At 70.5% G+C, this 15,287-nt stretch carries 14 protein-coding genes; 9 read left to right on the forward strand and 5 right to left on the reverse strand.

Translation table 11 applies throughout. The features are described from left to right. Nucleotides 1-326: 326 nt before the first annotated feature. On the forward strand, nt 327-1,247 hold the full coding sequence (locus tag WMF19_RS39800) for a transposase (protein ID WP_437895124.1): 921 nt from the start codon (nt 327-329) through the stop codon (nt 1,245-1,247). A gap of 431 nt (nt 1,248-1,678) precedes the next feature. Here WMF19_RS39800 and WMF19_RS39805 read toward each other — a convergent pair whose 3' ends face one another. Next, entirely contained in the window at nt 1,679-3,205 is a 1,527-nt protein-coding gene (locus tag WMF19_RS39805; RefSeq protein ID WP_437895126.1) for a hypothetical protein, read from the reverse strand. Between the two features lie 398 nt (nt 3,206-3,603). After that, nucleotides 3,604-4,497 (reverse strand): SDR family oxidoreductase, encoded by an 894-nt coding sequence (locus WMF19_RS39810; RefSeq protein WP_437895128.1) that lies wholly within the window; start codon nt 4,495-4,497, stop codon nt 3,604-3,606. Between the two features lie 90 nt (nt 4,498-4,587). Here WMF19_RS39810 and WMF19_RS39815 point away from each other — a divergent pair, with 90 nt between their 5' ends. Next, entirely contained in the window at nt 4,588-5,508 is a 921-nt protein-coding gene (locus tag WMF19_RS39815) for a LysR substrate-binding domain-containing protein (RefSeq protein WP_437895130.1), read from the forward strand. 81 nt (nt 5,509-5,589) lie between these two features. On the opposite strand, the gene WMF19_RS39820 is transcribed toward WMF19_RS39815, so the two are convergent. After that, entirely contained in the window at nt 5,590-5,787 is a 198-nt protein-coding gene (locus tag WMF19_RS39820; RefSeq protein WP_437895132.1) for a hypothetical protein, read from the reverse strand. Here WMF19_RS39820 and WMF19_RS39825 point away from each other — a divergent pair. From WMF19_RS39825 to WMF19_RS39835, 3 genes are all read left to right on the forward strand, one after another. Continuing rightward, nucleotides 5,786-6,430, forward strand: coding sequence for a DUF2267 domain-containing protein (locus WMF19_RS39825; protein WP_437895134.1), 645 nt, complete (start codon nt 5,786-5,788; stop codon nt 6,428-6,430). The genes WMF19_RS39820 and WMF19_RS39825 overlap by 2 nt on opposite strands. 250 nt (nt 6,431-6,680) lie before the next feature. Beyond that, nucleotides 6,681-6,980, forward strand: coding sequence for a hypothetical protein (locus WMF19_RS39830; RefSeq protein ID WP_437895136.1), 300 nt, complete (start codon nt 6,681-6,683; stop codon nt 6,978-6,980). A 35-nt stretch (nt 6,981-7,015) separates the two neighbouring features. Next, entirely contained in the window at nt 7,016-7,741 is a 726-nt protein-coding gene (locus WMF19_RS39835; RefSeq protein WP_437895138.1) for a phytanoyl-CoA dioxygenase family protein, read from the forward strand. Between the two features lie 123 nt (nt 7,742-7,864). Here WMF19_RS39835 and WMF19_RS39840 read toward each other — a convergent pair whose 3' ends face one another. Beyond that, on the reverse strand, nt 7,865-8,842 hold the full coding sequence (locus tag WMF19_RS39840; RefSeq protein ID WP_437895140.1) for a hypothetical protein: 978 nt from the start codon (nt 8,840-8,842) through the stop codon (nt 7,865-7,867). Between the two features lie 49 nt (nt 8,843-8,891). Here WMF19_RS39840 and WMF19_RS39845 point away from each other — a divergent pair, with 49 nt between their 5' ends. The 4 genes from WMF19_RS39845 (at nt 8,892) to WMF19_RS39860 (ending at nt 13,987) form a co-directional block, all read left to right on the forward strand. Then, complete coding sequence (locus tag WMF19_RS39845; protein ID WP_437895142.1) at nt 8,892-11,642, forward strand: hypothetical protein; 2,751 nt, start codon at nt 8,892-8,894, stop codon at nt 11,640-11,642. Between the two features lie 78 nt (nt 11,643-11,720). Next, nucleotides 11,721-12,593: a DNA-formamidopyrimidine glycosylase family protein gene (locus tag WMF19_RS39850; RefSeq protein ID WP_272103966.1), complete on the forward strand. Its 873-nt coding sequence runs from the start codon at nt 11,721-11,723 to the stop codon at nt 12,591-12,593. Nucleotides 12,594-13,124: 531 nt separating this feature from the next. Beyond that, nucleotides 13,125-13,415: a hypothetical protein gene (locus tag WMF19_RS39855; RefSeq protein WP_437895144.1), complete on the forward strand. Its 291-nt coding sequence runs from the start codon at nt 13,125-13,127 to the stop codon at nt 13,413-13,415. 83 nt (nt 13,416-13,498) lie between these two features. Continuing rightward, complete coding sequence (locus tag WMF19_RS39860) at nt 13,499-13,987, forward strand: LamG domain-containing protein (protein WP_437895146.1); 489 nt, start codon at nt 13,499-13,501, stop codon at nt 13,985-13,987. A 198-nt stretch (nt 13,988-14,185) separates the two neighbouring features. On the opposite strand, the gene WMF19_RS39865 is transcribed toward WMF19_RS39860, so the two are convergent. Next, entirely contained in the window at nt 14,186-14,587 is a 402-nt protein-coding gene (locus WMF19_RS39865) for a hypothetical protein (RefSeq protein WP_437895148.1), read from the reverse strand. Between the last annotated feature and the right edge of the window lie 700 nt (nt 14,588-15,287).

The following is a 15,287-nucleotide window of genomic DNA, read 5'->3' on the forward strand; positions in this document are numbered from 1 at the left end:
AGCGGACGCTATCATGCCGTGACGGCCCGACCCAGGTTGCGGATCCACGGATCCTGCCGTGACGGCCCGACCCAGGTTGCGGATCCACGGATCCAACCCAGGTTGGGGCGACCGGGGCCGACCAGATTGGCGGTAGGCCAGGTTGGCAGACCGATGTTGGCGTCCCGACCTGGGTCGGACTAACGGCAACCCAGGTCAGGCTGGAGTAGGCGACGGCTCCAGCTCAGGTGGCGGACCGCCAGGCGGCCGCCACCCACGAAGCTTGGTCGAGCAGCGAAATGATTGACGAAAACCCGTGGCACAAAGCTTGTCATGGTGTACCTGTCATGAGCCAGCCCCGCGAGATCGCTGCCGGAGCCACGTACCTCATCACCCGTCGCGTCCTGCGCCGGCACCTGCTCTTCCGCCCGGATGCGGCAATCACCCGGCTCCTGGTCTACGTCCTCGCGGTGTCGACCCGCCGTTACGGCATCGAGGTCCATGCGCTCTGCGCCATGTCAACGCATCTGCACCTGGTCGTGACCGACTCGAGGGGCGTCCTGCCGCGGTTCTTGCAATTCTTCCATCGCATCGTCGCGCTTGGCACGAAGGTGCTACGCGGGTGGGAAGGCCCCGTGTGGGACCACGAGGCCACGAGCGTGGTGCGGCTGCTCACGCGCGCGGCGGTGGTGGAGAAGATTGCTTATGTCATGGCGAATCCCGTCGCCGCTGGCTTGGTGCAGCATGCTCGCGAGTGGCCGGGCGCCAAGGTGGATGTAGACGAGCTCGGTCGCGGCGTGCTGCGCGCGGCACGGCCTTCGGTGTATCTCGACCCGGAAAACCCCCAGTGGCCCGAGGAGGTGACGGTCTCACTCGCGCTGCCGCCGGCCATTGAGCAGGAAAGCGCGGAGGGCTTTCGCCAGGACGTCTCTGCCGAGCTCGAGCGACAGGAAGCGCGGGCCCGCGCGGAGGTGCAGCGGCGAGGACTTCGCTTCTTGGGCGCCGAGAGAGCCAGCAGGGTGTCCCCTTACGAGCGCGTGACGAGCTTCGAGCCGCTGCGCGACGGCAATCCGACGTTTGCGGTTGGTCGCAATCAGGGGGACGCGTGGCGAATCGCAGGTGCCGCTGTGCGTGCGTTTCGAGCGTCGTACCGTGCGGCACTCGAGCGATGGCGTGCCGGCGTGCGCAGCGCTGTATTCCCCGCGGGGACGTGGTGGATGCGCACGTTTCACGGCGCCAGCGTGGCCGACGTTGTGCTCACGGTGTAGAGCCCTAGCAGCGGCGTTGGCGGGGAGGCTGGGCGACGGGCGAGGCATCAGCGCCTTGTCGTGGGACGCGTCCCTCTGGGGTTGGCGGTGCGGTCGGCACATCGTTGTGCGGTGGTGTGCGCAATGGGATGTGCAGGGGCGATGCCGTCCCGAATGCGTAGGAGCGGATCCGAAGGGGTTGCGAGCTGCGTCGTGTAAACGGGCCGGGAATCTCGTGTCGGAAAACCAGTGTAGCGAAAAGCACAGCTTGGCATCAAGCTTGTCTAACCGGGGATCGAGCACGTTGCTATCGCAGCTCAACCCCGGTCTAGGGTCGGGTAGGACGCAACCTGGGTCGGGTCGTCGGGTCGGAGGTCTTCGCGCCAGCTCACGACAACCTGGGTCGGGTCGCCTGGTCGCCCGACAACCTGGGTCGGGTCGCCAGCAGGGCATCACCGCTCGATCAGCAGCACCGGGCTGCCGGAGAGGGCGAGCGTCACCCTGCCGCCGCTCGCGTCGGCGGAGGTCTTCGCGCCGTCCCACGCATGGACCTCGAACCCCGTCGCCGTCGCCAGCTCGACGCTCGCGGACGCCTCCTCCGTGCTGCTCGCCGTCACGGCCCAGAGGGCGATCCGGCGCTTGCCGTCCTTCGTGAACACGGCGCCGCGAGCGCCCCCCGGCAGCGCGAGCTCCCTTGTCGCACGGTCATCGTAGGACGCGCCGAAGAGCACCTCGTTGAGGGTGGTGTACGCCTTGCCGAGGTCGGTCTTGGTCGCCTGATCCACGCTGGCGAGGGCGCCGATGTCGTTGTAGAGTCCCATGTGCGCGAACACGTCGTCGCTCCCGTCCTCGCCGTTCGATAGAATGAACCAGTCGACGCCGCCGATGCCGTGCGCCTGCGCCATGATCATCATCTTGATGAGGTAATTCCGCGCGTACTCCGGGCTCCCAACCTCCGGGTACTCCGGCGTCGGCGCGAGCGGCGCGCCGTTCTCCGAGACATTCCACCTCTGCACTTCCGCCCCACCGTCGGCGAGCGTCGCGGCGAACGCATCTTTCGACGCGAGGAAATCGTCGACGGACGCATCCGAGCTCTTCGGGCTGAAGATCGGGTAATAGTGAAAATCGAGCACGTCGATGTAGGCGCCGCCCTTCTCCGGGTAATCTGGCGTGACCGCGCCGCCGTCGGGGTTGTCGGTGTAGCGCAGGATCGCCGAGAGGAACGAGGGGTATCCGATGCCCCCCGTAGCGATCCGCGCATCCGGATCTGCCTTGCGCGCGGCCTCCTTCGTGACGCGTAGCATTCGTATATAGTCAAATATTGATCCGTTGAACCGGGGGAGATCGGCGGCCTTCGGCGGTTCGGTCTTCCATGTCTCGGTGACGTGCCAGTCGGCCACCCAATCGGGCTCGTTCCATACGTGCCACAGCTTGACCCAGGGCTTGTAGGTGTCGACGGTCCGATACACGTAAGAGGCCCACGTGTTGCCCTGATTCACCGTTCCGTCGGCCGAGAAGATCGGCTCGTAAAGGCTCTTTGGGATATAGTACTCGTTCTGCCAGTCCTCCGCGTTGGCCGGCGCCACCGTCAGATCGACCGACTCAGAGCCGATGAGAAATCCGATGTGATCCCCCATGCCCAGGGACGCATATGATTGAATGTCCCCGACCTCGATCTCGTATCCCCACCTCGCGAAATGGGCGGCGGGCAGCTTGATGCGGAGGCTGCGGACCCCCGCGAGCGCCGCGAGCGTGGCCTCCTTGTCGTCGCCCCAGTCCGCGTTGCGATGGCCGAGGTTCGCGCCATAGCGAAATGCGGGAGGGAGCCCGCCGTTTTCGCCGTTCCCTCCGTCCCCCCCGCTTCCGCCTTCCCCGGAGCTGATGCCGCCGCCGCCCGACGAGTCGTATCCCGGCGAGCCGTCTCCCGAACCACATGCAACGACAGCTGAAGCGCACAGCAGAACGGACCATCGACGCATGAACATTCCTCCTTCAGGCAGATCCCGGGAGGCCAGCGTAAGGGAGTTTTGCGTCCAATTTCAGGAAATTTGCGAATCAGACTGCGCTGCGCTCACCCTGGGGCCGTTCGCCCGTTCGGCAGCGGCGGGCACGCCGAGGCCGAGGAGGCGCTCTCGCTGCCGGTCTCAGGGGGCGAGGCGCAAGAGCGCGAGGTGCTCGCCCATCTGGCTCGCGCCGCGGCGTAGGTTGGCGATCCTGGCTGACGCAAGCGCGTCTGCCACCAAGCGCGCAGCGCATCGGTGAGGCTTTGCTCGATCGCGCAGGAGGTTGCGCGTGCTTGCCTTCTGGCTCGCTCCTCGGAATGGCTGGAGTGAACGAGCCTGTCGTCTACACGCTCGCCATCGGTGTTCCCGCCTGATCAGGCCTCGACCGGCGCGAGCAGCGCTGCCCGGTGGCGCGCGAGGTAGCTCCGCACGTCCTCCGCGGGCTTGCCGGTGAGCTCCTCCACCGCCCTCGTGGTCACATCCAGCGTTCCGCGGGCGATCGCCTCGTCGAAGGAGGTGAGCAGCGTGGCCATAGCCGCGGGGATCCCGGCCTTCTGCATGCCTTGCTCCAGCGCGTCGCCCGGCACGGGGACGTAGTCGATCGACTTGCCTGTGACGGCCGAGGCGATCTGCGCGAGCTCGCGCTGGGACACGGCCGCAGGTCCGGTGATATCGAGCACGCGCTTGCCGTCGAAATCGGCGGCCAGCGCCGCGGCCGCGGCGCGGGCGCAGTCCTCGCGCGTGACGTACCCGGCCTTGCCGTCGCCGGCCGCAGCGACGAGCTGGCCCGTCGCAAGCGCGCGCCTCAGCGAGGCCACGAGGAAGTCCGTATAGAGGTTGTTGCGCAGGACGGTCGCGCCGAGCCCGCTCTCCGCGAGGGCGTCCTCGGTGGCCTGGTGGTCGGGCGCGATCGTGATCGGCGAGCCCGGCCCGGGGTTGGTCAGCGACGTGTAGACCACGTGCCGCACACCCGCCTTCGCAGCGGCCTCGAGCGCGCTCCGGTGCTGCGCGATGCGCCGGCCCGGGCGGTCCAGCGCGTCGGTGCTGATGAGCAAGAGACGCGCCGCTCCCGTGAACGCCTCCGCGAGCGAGGCGGGAGCATCGAAGTCTGCGCGCCGCACCTCGACGCCGCGGGCGCGGAGCTCGCCGAGCTTCTCCGGGTGCCGGGTCGTGACGAGGAGCGGCCCTGCGCCCTGCGCGAGCAAGAGATCGACGACGCGCCGCCCGAGCTGGCCGTTGGCGCCGGTGACGAGGAGAGGCTGAGACATGATGAGAGCTCCTTGTGACGAGGTTGAGCGGATGTTTGACTCTGTTTCGAATCTGGTGCAACACGCATATTTGAGCTACTGTGTGCCGAAATGGGAACAATGGATCTGAACCACCTCTCCGTCTTCGCGGCGGTCGCCGAGACGGCGAGCTTCACGGAGGCGGCGCGCCGGCTCGGGGTGCCCAAGTCGACGGTCAGCCGGGGCGTCGCGTCGCTGGAGGCGTCGCTCGGCGTGCGTCTCTTGCAGCGGACGACGCGCAGCGTGGCGCTGACGACGGCCGGGCAGGCGCTGGTGGACCGCCTCGGTTCGCGGCTCAAGGCGCTGACGGAGGCGATCGAGGGCCTCCCGGAGCTCGAGGACGAGCCGTCAGGCACGCTGCGGCTCACGGCGACGGCGGACTTCGCAACCGAGGTGCTGGCGGAGATCCTCGCCGCCTTCTGCCGCCGCTACCCGCGCATCACGGTCGAGATGCACCTGTCGACGCAGCCGGTGGATCTGGTGAAAGAGGGGTACGACGTCGCGTTCCGGTTCTTCGCGAAGAAGCCGCGAGACTCGACGCTGGTCGCGTGCAAGGTGGGCGAGCTGCACCTGCAATTTTACGCCTCGCCCGCGTACCTGGCCGCGCGGGGGACGCCGAGGACGCTGGACGATCTCGCGGCGCACGATTGCGTGGCGCTCATCAAGACGAGCCCGTTCGGGCGAGACGAGGTGTCGCGCGCCCGCGCGCGGCTCCGTGTCCGGTGGCTCGCGAACGACGGGTTCTTCGCGCGCGAGGTGGTGCGCAACGGCGGTGGGATCGGCCTGCTCCCGACCTTCCTCGTCCAGCAGGACGTGCTCGCTGGAGCGCTCGTCCGCGTGCTGCCGCGCTGGACGGCGCCGACGGGCGGCGTCTTCCTCGTGTTCCCGAGCGGCCAGCACTTGCCGAGGAAGACCGTCGCGCTGCGCGATCACGTGGTCGAGGCGCTGCGGATGCAGCTCAAGGTGCGCGCGGGCCGCGTCGGCGAGGGCTAGCCATTCCATCGGGGGTGGATCCGGCCGAGCGTCGCCCAGACCATCGTCTCGCTCGGGATCGATCTTGCCGAGATCACGACACTATCCGAGGTCGCCGCCGCTCCGACCCAGGTTGAGGTCGCCGCTCCGACCCAGGTTGAGGTCGCCGCTCCGACCCAGGTTGAGGTCGCCGCTCCGACCCAGGTTGAGGTCGCCCGCGAGGTCGCCCGTACCCTTCACCCTGCGCAGGCGCCTGGCACGGGTCTCGCAATGGACCATCTCCGGAAGGAGGCCCCGCATGGATTACGACCGCTTCGTCGAGGAGGTGCAGCGCCGCGCCGGCCTCGAGGGCCGAGACGAGGCCGAGCGTGCGATCGCCGTGACAGCACGGACGCTCGGCGAGCGGCTGCTCCCGGAGGAGGCGGCCCCGGTCGCCGGTGGACTGCCGGGCCCGGTCGCCGCAGCAGTGCGGGGCGCCACGTACCAGGGCGACTTCGATCGCGACGAACTCTACGACCGCATCGCCCGCCGCGAGGGCGCGCCGCGCGGCTTTGGCATGGAGCACGCCCAGGCCGTGTGCCAGGTCATCGGCGAGGCGCTGCCCGAGGCCGAGCGCCTGCGGCTCCAGCGGCACCTGCCGGACTGGGCGGACCTCTTCGCGCCTCGCTCGGCCGGAGCGCCCCCGCCGCGGCCGGCGCACGCGGCGTCTCCACCCGACATCGGCCAGGGCTCGACGCTCGCAACGGGGCGACCCGGCAGCCGCCACCCCTTGAGCGAGGCGCGCCCCGAGACCGCCCATGCGGAGTCGGTAGCCCGATCGGACGATCCCCACGCGGATACCAGGCTGTCGAGCAGCCCGGGGCTGACGCAGGAGCGCCTCCGAGAGACGCTGGCTGACGGGCGCCCCGGCCCCGAGCACCCCGTCAGCGAGGCGCAGCGCTGAGCAGCGAACCGCAGCGCCGACGGCCCCACCCGGCGCGGGCCCTCTGGTGCCTGCTTGACAGCGGCCGTGCTCCCGCGAACACTTCGCCTCACGGGCCTCTCCGAGCCCGGCACCTCGCTCGCCGCCGGCACGGCTCCGCGAGGGGCGAAGAGGGCGCTGCCCTTCGGCGGTCTTCGCTCGTGATGCTGCCGCTCTTCCGTCGGTGCCGGCCGACAAGGACCGATCTCGGCAGATCACCTGGACAGGGCCGATGGGGAACCGCCACCACCACAAGAAGCTGCGCGCCGACGTCCGCGCCAGGATGTCCCGGACCGGCGAGAGCTACCAGAAGGCGCTCGCGCAGATCCTCGACGAGCGTTCCACGCCGAAGGCGGCGCGGAACGTCGATCTCGTGCCGATCGATTACTTCGGCGCGCCCGCCGCGCTCGCGACCTTCGAGATCGCCGGGCGGCTCGCGTGTCTCGTCGTCTCGAGCCGTCATCGCCTGCGGCCGTTCCCCCAGAGCCCCCTCGTCGCCCTGGCGATGCGTGGGCCTCGGGCCATCCATTGAGTGATCTCCGCGATCCCGAGTGTCGCGAGGTCATCATGAGCACGTCAACGAGAGATCGAATCAATGCCTTTCGCGCGCAAGGCCTCTTCATCGCGCGCGCTTTCCTTGACATCGCCGAGCGCGCCGAGCTCCGCCGCGCGTGCGACGCCGCGCTCCTCCGCACACGAGCGCTCTCCCGGGAGACGGGTCACTCGACCCCCAGGATATCGCTCCTCACGGACGGCGCGACCTGCTTTCAGGACGATCCCTGCGCGCTGGAGCTCATCTCCACGTTCGTCGGCTCCTGGCGCGTCTGCGAGCTGCTCGCCGGCCTCTCGCGTCCGGGAGAGGAAGGCGCCCCGCGCCTGAAGGACGCGCATTACTACCACGAGCAGACAAGGCGCGACTGGGACGGGGACTGGCACCGAGACAGCCAGTTCGGCCAATCCGATCCAGAGATCGAGCGCGCGATCGTCGCGACGACGACATCGGTCCACTTCAGGGTGGCGCTGGAAGACGACGATCGGCTCGAGATCGTCCCCGGGTCCCACGCCCGCTGGGACACGCCGGACGAGCTCCGGATCCGCAGGGGCGCCGATCGGACCGCGCCGGACATGCCGAACGCCGCGCGCGTCGCCTTGCGCGCCGGAGACGCATGCATCTTCCACGCGTGGTCGATCCACCGCGCGACTTACCGTCGAGCTCCTCCACGTCGCACCATCGACGCCCTTTACACCTTCGCTCGTCCGACCGTACGTCAGTGGACCCCGCCGGCGACGTGAGGCGCGGCCGTCCGTCGCCTGGCCATCGCGGCGCCCGCCCTCTCGCCTTCTGAGCCCGGACCCGACCTCGGCTCGGGCGGACGTCGCGCGCCCTCGGCCTCGCTTCGCCGCGCCGCCGTCCGGTCACCCGCCGTCGATCTTCTCCGCGAACACCGCCGCGAGCTTCTTCGATCTCCGCCCCATCACGGCCTCCCGCACCCGCTCCACGAGCGGCGCGTCGTGCCGGTGCAGCGCGAGCGCGCTCAGCGCCGCGATCGCGTGCACCTCCGCCCCCTCCTCGACGAGCGCCACGAGCGCGTCGTTCGCCGCGTCCGTGCGCAGCAGCGCCATCCCGAGCAGCACGCTGTCGCGCAGCCGGCCCGCGCGCGCCGCCCCGGCGAGCTCGGCCTGCAAGATCGGCAGCGCCTCGGGCAGGCGCGATTCACCCAGCGCGAGCGCCGCCGCCTCCGCAGCGCCGTCGTCGCCTTGCTGCAGCACCTTCGCCACGAAGCCGAGGTACCGCCCCGGGAGCAGCCGCAGGAGCCCCCTGTAGCAGGCGCCGAGCACGTCCGGCTCCGGATCGCCGGAGAGCGCCTTCACATGGAGCGCCGCCGCCGCCGCGTCGAGGCCGGAGTTGCCGAGCGCCGCAGCGGCCTCCGCGCGCGTGACCGGCTCGCGATCGGCGAGCAGCGGCGCGACCTCGAGCAGCGCATCGCGGTGGCCGACGTGGACCAGCGCGTGGGCGCACAGCCCGCGCAGCCCAGCGGCCGTGTCGATCGGCTGCCCGAACGCCGGCTCGAGCTGCACGTGGCGCAGCCCCGCCAGGTAGGTGTCCGGCTCGTGCGCGTCGAACGCGAGCAGCGCCTCGACGACGCGGTTCTTGCCGGAGCAACCCTTGTCGCTCTTGAGCGGCTCCTCGAGCAGCCGCGGGAATGCCCCCACCAGATCCGGCACGAGCTCCCGCAGCGCGAGGCGCCCCGCCATCGCCGCGGCCTCGCCGACCAGGTACCCGTTCCGGTCCGCGACGAGGCGGCGCAGCTCGGCCGCCGCTTGCGCGGGCGGCGCCTCCGCGAGGGCCGCGATCCTCGCGCGCTTCTCGTCGAACGAGCGGGGGGCTGGCACCCGGGGAGCTTACAGCAGCCGCGCGCGAGGTCGCCTATCCTTGCCGCCCATGGCGCCCCGCCTGCCCCTGCTCCACCGCCTCGCCGGCGGGCTGGAGACCCGCCCCGTCAAGGCCGCGATCTCGCTCCTGATCCTCGTCTCGGTCCTGCCCATCCAGGGCCTCGACGAGCAGCTCCGCCCGTATTTCCTGGCGATCTTCGGCGTCGAGCTCCTCTTCCGGGCCGTCCTCCTCCGCCAGCGCGGGGACGGGCGGTCGCGCCTCGACGTGCTCCTCTTCGCCTTCGACATCATCGCCTGGATCAGCTTCCTGCCGCTCGAGCGGATCCTCGACGCGCACGCCGCCCACGCCCTCCCCATGCTGCGGCTCTCGCGGCTCTTCCTGCTCCTGCGCTTCACGCGCGAGATCGCGATCGACCTCTACGCGATCATGACGCGGCGCGAGCTGCTCGAGCAGTTCGGGCTCGTCACGCTGGCCGTCTGGGGGCTCGCGTTCGGCGCCTCCGTGCTGCTCAGCCACCTCGCGATCACGCACGACTACGATGGCAGCGGCCCGACCCCGGACACCACCTTCGTCGACCGGATCTGGTGGTCTTTCCGGCAGATCGAGAGCGCCGACAACCTCGTCGAGAACCTCCGGGTGCACCCCGTCGTGGCCGTCGTCTCGCTCGGCCTCACCATGGTGGGCGTCTTCATCACGTCGTTCATCATCGGCATCGGCGCCAACGTGGTCGATCAGGTCGTGCGCGCGGCGCGGCGGCGGCCGGTCCGCTACGCGGGGCACGCGCTCGTGATCGGCCCGGTGCACGAGGCGGAGATGCTGGTGCAGGAGTTCGTCCGGCTGTACGAGCGCCACCGCGCGCTCCGGAGCATCCGGCTCTCGGAGCTCTGGCAGTGGCTCATCCGCCGCGGGCCCCCGCCGACCCGCCACGCGCTCCCGCGGATGGCGCTCCTCGGCACCGAGGATGAACCGCCTGCCTACCTCTACGCGCCGGGGATGCGCTGGGTGAGCTACCGCCAGGGGGACAGCGCGCAGCCGGAGGCGCTCGAGCTCGTGGGCGCCGCCGAGGCGAAGCGGGCGCTGATCCTCGCGCGGCCCGACGCGGGGCCCGACGCCGACGCCCTGACGGCCATGGCGCTCTCCTCGTTCCGGGCGCAGAACCCGCACGGCCACGTGTTCGTCGAGGTGCAGGAGAGCAAGAACCGCGACCTCATCCAGGCGGTGGGCGGGCCCGGGACACATCCGCTCGACATGCAGCGGTTCCTCGGCTTCTTCCTCTGCCAGCACCTGCTCACACCGGGCGTGGAGTCCCTCTACACCGACCTCATGACCGCGGACGGCTCGGAGTTCTACACGCACATCTTCCTGGGCGAAGAGGCGGCCTGCGCCGTCGGCAAGCTCGGCGAGGCGCCGAAGCACGAGCTCTCGTTCTCGGACATGGCGCGCGCTGCCTACGAGAAGCAGGTGATCCTCGCGGGCGTGTTCCTCGGGAACGAGGCGGCGGTGCCGAAGCGCGAGGAGGGCAAGCTCGTGTCGGTCGAGGGGCTCGTGCCGTGGCTGAATCCGCTGCTCGATCCGCCCGAGGGATCGCCGGCGTGGGCGCTCGGCGCGCGGGCGGGCCGGGTGCCGGCGCAGCGGCTCCGGGGGCTCATCGGCGTATCGGCGACGTATGCGCCGCTCCTGGACTACGGGCGAGAGCTCTACAGGGGGCGGGGGATCGAGCGCGCCGCGGCGTCGGGCGGCGCGACGGCGGCGCAGGCGTGGGCGGCGAAGCTCTCGCTGCACCTCAACGAGATCGAGCGGGTGCTCATCGTCGGGTACAGCGCCGCGCTGCCCTCGCTGCTGCACGCGCTCGCGAGGTTCGTGCCGGGCATCGAGGTGACGCTGGTCCTCGGGGAGCGCGGGGACGAGCGGATGCCGCTCGCCGACCGGCTCGCCTCGCTCGGCGTGACGCCGGGCCCGGGCGGCGCGCCGCCGGGCTCGGACGGGGCGATGCTCTCGCTCCCGCGCGGGGGCAGCGCGACGGTGTACACGCAGCACGGGCACGACCTCGCCTCGCTCGCGGTGCGCTGCGCGGCGCGCGGCGCGCCGCTCTCCGCGGCGGTGTTCCTGAGCGAGCCCGAGGGGCTCGATCGCGACGCGCGCACGGCGATGCGGGTCATCCGGTTCGCGCGGGCGCTGGCGAGCCGGGAGCTCGCGCACGGCAGCGCGCTGCATGTGCTCGCGGAGTTCTCCTCGGTGGCGAAGGGCGAGCACGTCCGGAGCCTCCTTGCCCCCGACAAGTGCGGGTTCGCCGTGCGGGTCAGCCTCGTCAGCACCGAGCGCATCAAGAACTACTTCATGGTCCACAGCGCCTTCGTGCCGGGAGTAACGGCTCTTTACGATGAGCTCCTCGGCGAGGGCGGGCAGGACCTCGTCCGCATCGAGGCGCCGCCGCCCGACGGGGCGGGGCAGGCGGGCGAGGAGCTCCGCTTCGACGACATCCGGACGGCGCTCGCGCCACGGGGCGCGATCCCTATCGCGCTGGAGGTCGAGGAGCCGAAGGAGGACCAGCTCGGGGGCGTGAGCCCCATCGCGCAGCAGCGCGAGCCCCGGGGCGCGAGCCATGTCACGCAGCAGGGCGAGCGCAGGGTCGTGCACCTGAACCCGGCGCCGGAGAGGGCCTTCAAGACCGCGCGCATCCGCGTCGTGTACGCGCTCGCCCGGCGCGAGGATCTCGTGATCCAGGGCGCGCAGCGGCCGAGGCGGGGCGACAGCGGCGAGGCCGCGCTCGGCGAGGAGTCACCGCGGATCAGCGCCTGATTGCCTCGCGCCGGGCCTCTTTTTCGCGCCTCGCCCGAAGTCGCGCGATCTTCGCGGCGAGATCTGTATCCTGGAGCCGTGCCCGAGCGCCCGGACCTGGAGTACGTCGTCCCGATCCTCGCGCGCGAGCTCGCCGGCGCGACCGTGTCCGCGGCGCGGGCCGAGAACGCGGTGGTGCTGCACGTCCTGCTCGCGGAGCGCCTCGACGCGCTCTTGCCGGGCGCCGAGATCCGGCGCGTGGCGCGGCGGGCGCACGCCGTGGTCTTCGAGCTCGAAGGGGCGCGCGCGCTCGATCTCGTGATCTCCCCGATGCTGGCAGGGCGGTTCTCGATCACGCGCCCAGGAGAGACGCGGATCCCGACCGATCTCGCGTTCTCGCTGACCCTCGGGGACGGTCGCGAGCTCAGGGTCCGAGACGACGTGCAGATGAGCAAGGTCCACGTGCTCGCGCGGGGCGATTTCGACAAGATCCCCGGGCTCCAGCGCGTCGGCCTGGACGTCCTCGATCCTCGTGTGTTCACGCAGGAGGCGTTCCGCGCCGCCGCGCGCGGGCGGCGCGACCTCGCCAAGGACTTCTTGATGGACGGGACGGCGCTCGACTCCATGGGAGACTCGTACGCCGACGAGGTGCTCTTCGAGGCAAGGATCCACCCGAAGGCGACCGTCCAGAGCCTCTCCGAGGAGGAGACCGACCGCCTGCACACGGCGATCGCTCATGTCCTCGGCGACGCGACCCGGACGATCGCTCGGCGCGCGCCTGCGCTGGACGAGAGGCTGCGCGACTTCCTCAAGGTCCGCGGGCGTCCGGGCCAGCCGTGCCCGCGCTGCGGCGACAAGCTCCGTCGCGCGAGCGTCCACGGGCACGACGCGATCTACTGTCCGGCCTGCCAGCCGGAGGCGCGGAGGACCGCAGCGGGCGATCCGCGCCGCGCCAGGCGGGAGCCGGGCTGAGGCGACGCCGGCTGCGGCGCCGGCCTGGGCACCTCGCCTGTCGCTGTCACCGCGACACGACGGGTCGACGCGGGAAAGCGCCGTTGCCACGTCGAGCTGCGTCGTGTGGTGTTGCGCTGGCGACCCGGCGCCACAGCAGCGGCACCGGCGGTGCGAGCCCCGCGCCCTCGGCCCTGCACGGGATGCTCACGCCCTGACAGCCACACTGGTTCTGGCCGCCGTCGGTGATATTTCCCTCTGTGCCGCTCACTCCGCGCCTCTTCTTCGGCGCCTCTGTGGTGCATTTTTCTTCTCACTGCATCGATGCATTTTTCTTCTCACTGCATCGACGTATCGCGCGCCGGCACAAATCGAACCTTCGTGCGAGACGCGGTGACACCGAGCGGCGTTCTGAGCTACGCTGAGCGCCCCGCAGGAAACGCAGCATGCTTTGCAAATCCCATCTATCTGCACATCGCCTGGCCGGCGTCGCCGTGCTTCTCCTGTCGTTGCCGGGCTGCGTCCTCGAAACGAGAGGCACAGGCGGGTCAGGTGAATTCGAAGCTCAACCCGGAGGACCTGGCGGCGCTCCGGCGGAAGAACCCGGTGGAGCCACCGCAGGACAGCCTGACGGCGCTCCCGTCGAACAGCCGGGCGGCGCTCCCGCCGAAGAGCCTGGCGGCGGTCCGGCGGAAGAACCTGGCGGGGATCCGGCAGAAGAACCCGGCGGCCCTCAGGTCGAAGAACCCGGCGGGGATCCGACAGAAGAACCCGGCGGAACTCAGGGCGAAGAGCCAGGTGGCGCTCCCCGGCCGCTGTGCGGGGCGGCAGAGCCATCGCTGATCGCGTGCTTCGCGTTCGAGGGGAACCCCGACGACGCCTCGCAGCATCACTTCACGCCAGAGAAGGCGCGCAGCCTGGAGTACGTGCCTGGCCGGGCCGGCAAGGCGCTCTCGCTGACGATGGGGAGCAAACTCTACTTCCACCACGACGCCGCGTGGACCGCGTCCGCGATGACCATCGATGTCTGGATCAACCCCGCCTCGCTGCCGGAGAAGCGGCGATACACCGTGATCGACAGCGGCGGGAAGCCTTCGCTCTTCCTGATGCCGGGCGGACAGATCCGCTGCACCATGGGCGTCGAGCGGAACGTGGCTTACCCCATCGTTCCCGGGCAGTGGACCCACGTCGCCTGTCTCTCTGATGGCCAGACGCAGAGCCTCTACGTGAACGGCGTCGAGGTCGACCGGAGCCCCTCTGGCCCGGTGATCGCCTCCGGCGAACAGCCCGTTCACATCGGCTCGGACGAACCGTCGGGGGAAGACGAGTTCAACGGGCTGCTCGACAGCCTCCGCATCTTCGGCCGGACGCTCACGCCCAAGGAGATCTGCGCGGCTGCCGGCGGCGGCTGCTGATCTGGCGCGCACCGAACGGGGGGCTCTGGCCCGCGGGTCGGCTCATGGCCGTCGCCGCGGGCCGGCTTCGTGGCCGTCGCCGCAGATCGGCGGGCGAGCCCCGGCGCGACCGGCCACGGCGGCCCGAAGGAGGCGCGCTCTCGGCGCGCGGAAGGAAAAGCGGAGGGAGGGAAGAGAGCGAGAGAGGAGAGAAACGCCTCAGAAGGGGGCGTCGCGGAGCGTCTCCTTGTACTTCGTCTTGTACAGATCGTGACAGGCCTTGCAGCTCGCCTTGGCACCGTCGATGTCGCCCTTCTTGGCCTTCTCGATGCCCTCGTTCGAGATGGCGACCCACTTGTCCATGCCCTTCGGCGGCCTCGCCGCCACGTACTTCAGCGCCTCCGCGATCTTCGCGCCGTCGCCGCTCGTCGTCGCCGACTGCATCACCGACTTCATCCAGCCCTGCATCGGACAGGCCTTCTGTCCTTTTGCACCGCAGCCGAAATCCTTCTTCTCGGCGACGGAAGCGGGGAGGTCTGCGGTCCCGCCGGCGGCCCACGCGGCTCCAGCAAAGCCAATGCCGACGGTCATCAACACGGCACTCATCAGCTTCTTGCTCATCGACATCCGACGTCTCCTGTGGGTAAGGGCAAGCGCAGCGAGAGACATTGCAGTTCCGCGGGTGGAAGTCAACAGCCACCTTGGTCGCCCAGCCGGCTCGCGAACGCCGCGGAGTCCGAGACGGCGTCGAGGGACAAAAACTTCATCACAAACGCCGCCGAGGCGAAGATAACGTCAGGAGAGAAAAACTTCATTCATGATGTCCGCCCAGCGCTGTCTCCGTCCTCGCTCGCGCCGCGCGGACGCCCTGGCGCGACGCGAGGAGCGGAGGTTCCGGCCCGCCGGCGCGCGCCTCGGGGCCGCCCCTCCGGGCGCACGCCGCCTCCGCGCCGAAGGAGCGCGCCCACCCCCGGGCGCCGTCGGCCGGGGGTGGCGATTCCGCGAGCGAAGGACGCGTCGAGCATCGCCTCACCGGGTGGGCTTGGCGCTCTCTCCCTGGTGCTCGACATGACGCGATTACGCAGGTTCGTCGACATGGCATGATGCGCTCTTCGATGCCTTTCAGATGCCTTGAACCGAGCCCGCCGAACACGGCACCCGGCGGCGCCCTCTCCGGCGCCGGAGCCGTTCGCCCATCACGGACGCCCTCCTCGTCGACGGCTTACCTGCGCTCGGTGCACCGCCCGGACGGCCTGCACACACGCTCGTATCCGTCGAGATACCCTCGTTCGCACCGGCGGGCTGCCGGCGCGCGGAGCTC

Origin of the sequence: Sorangium sp. So ce124 (genome assembly GCF_051525235.1) — a bacterium.
In the GTDB taxonomy this organism is placed as follows: domain Bacteria; phylum Myxococcota_A; class Polyangia; order Polyangiales; family Polyangiaceae; genus Sorangium; species Sorangium atrum.

Coding starts and splice junctions, on each gene's coding strand:
- WMF19_RS39800 (WP_437895124.1), top strand. CDS start 327: ATGAGCCAGCCCCGCGAGATCGCTGCCGGAGCCACGTACCTCATCACC.
- WMF19_RS39805 (WP_437895126.1), bottom strand. CDS start 3,205: ATGCGTCGATGGTCCGTTCTGCTGTGCGCTTCAGCTGTCGTTGCATGT.
- WMF19_RS39810 (WP_437895128.1), bottom strand. CDS start 4,497: ATGTCTCAGCCTCTCCTCGTCACCGGCGCCAACGGCCAGCTCGGGCGG.
- WMF19_RS39815 (WP_437895130.1), top strand. CDS start 4,588: ATGGGAACAATGGATCTGAACCACCTCTCCGTCTTCGCGGCGGTCGCC.
- WMF19_RS39825 (WP_437895134.1), top strand. CDS start 5,786: ATGGATTACGACCGCTTCGTCGAGGAGGTGCAGCGCCGCGCCGGCCTC.
- WMF19_RS39820 (WP_437895132.1), bottom strand. CDS start 5,787: ATGCGGGGCCTCCTTCCGGAGATGGTCCATTGCGAGACCCGTGCCAGG.
- WMF19_RS39830 (WP_437895136.1), top strand. CDS start 6,681: ATGGGGAACCGCCACCACCACAAGAAGCTGCGCGCCGACGTCCGCGCC.
- WMF19_RS39835 (WP_437895138.1), top strand. CDS start 7,016: ATGAGCACGTCAACGAGAGATCGAATCAATGCCTTTCGCGCGCAAGGC.
- WMF19_RS39845 (WP_437895142.1), top strand. CDS start 8,892: ATGGCGCCCCGCCTGCCCCTGCTCCACCGCCTCGCCGGCGGGCTGGAG.
- WMF19_RS39865 (WP_437895148.1), bottom strand. CDS start 14,587: ATGAGCAAGAAGCTGATGAGTGCCGTGTTGATGACCGTCGGCATTGGC.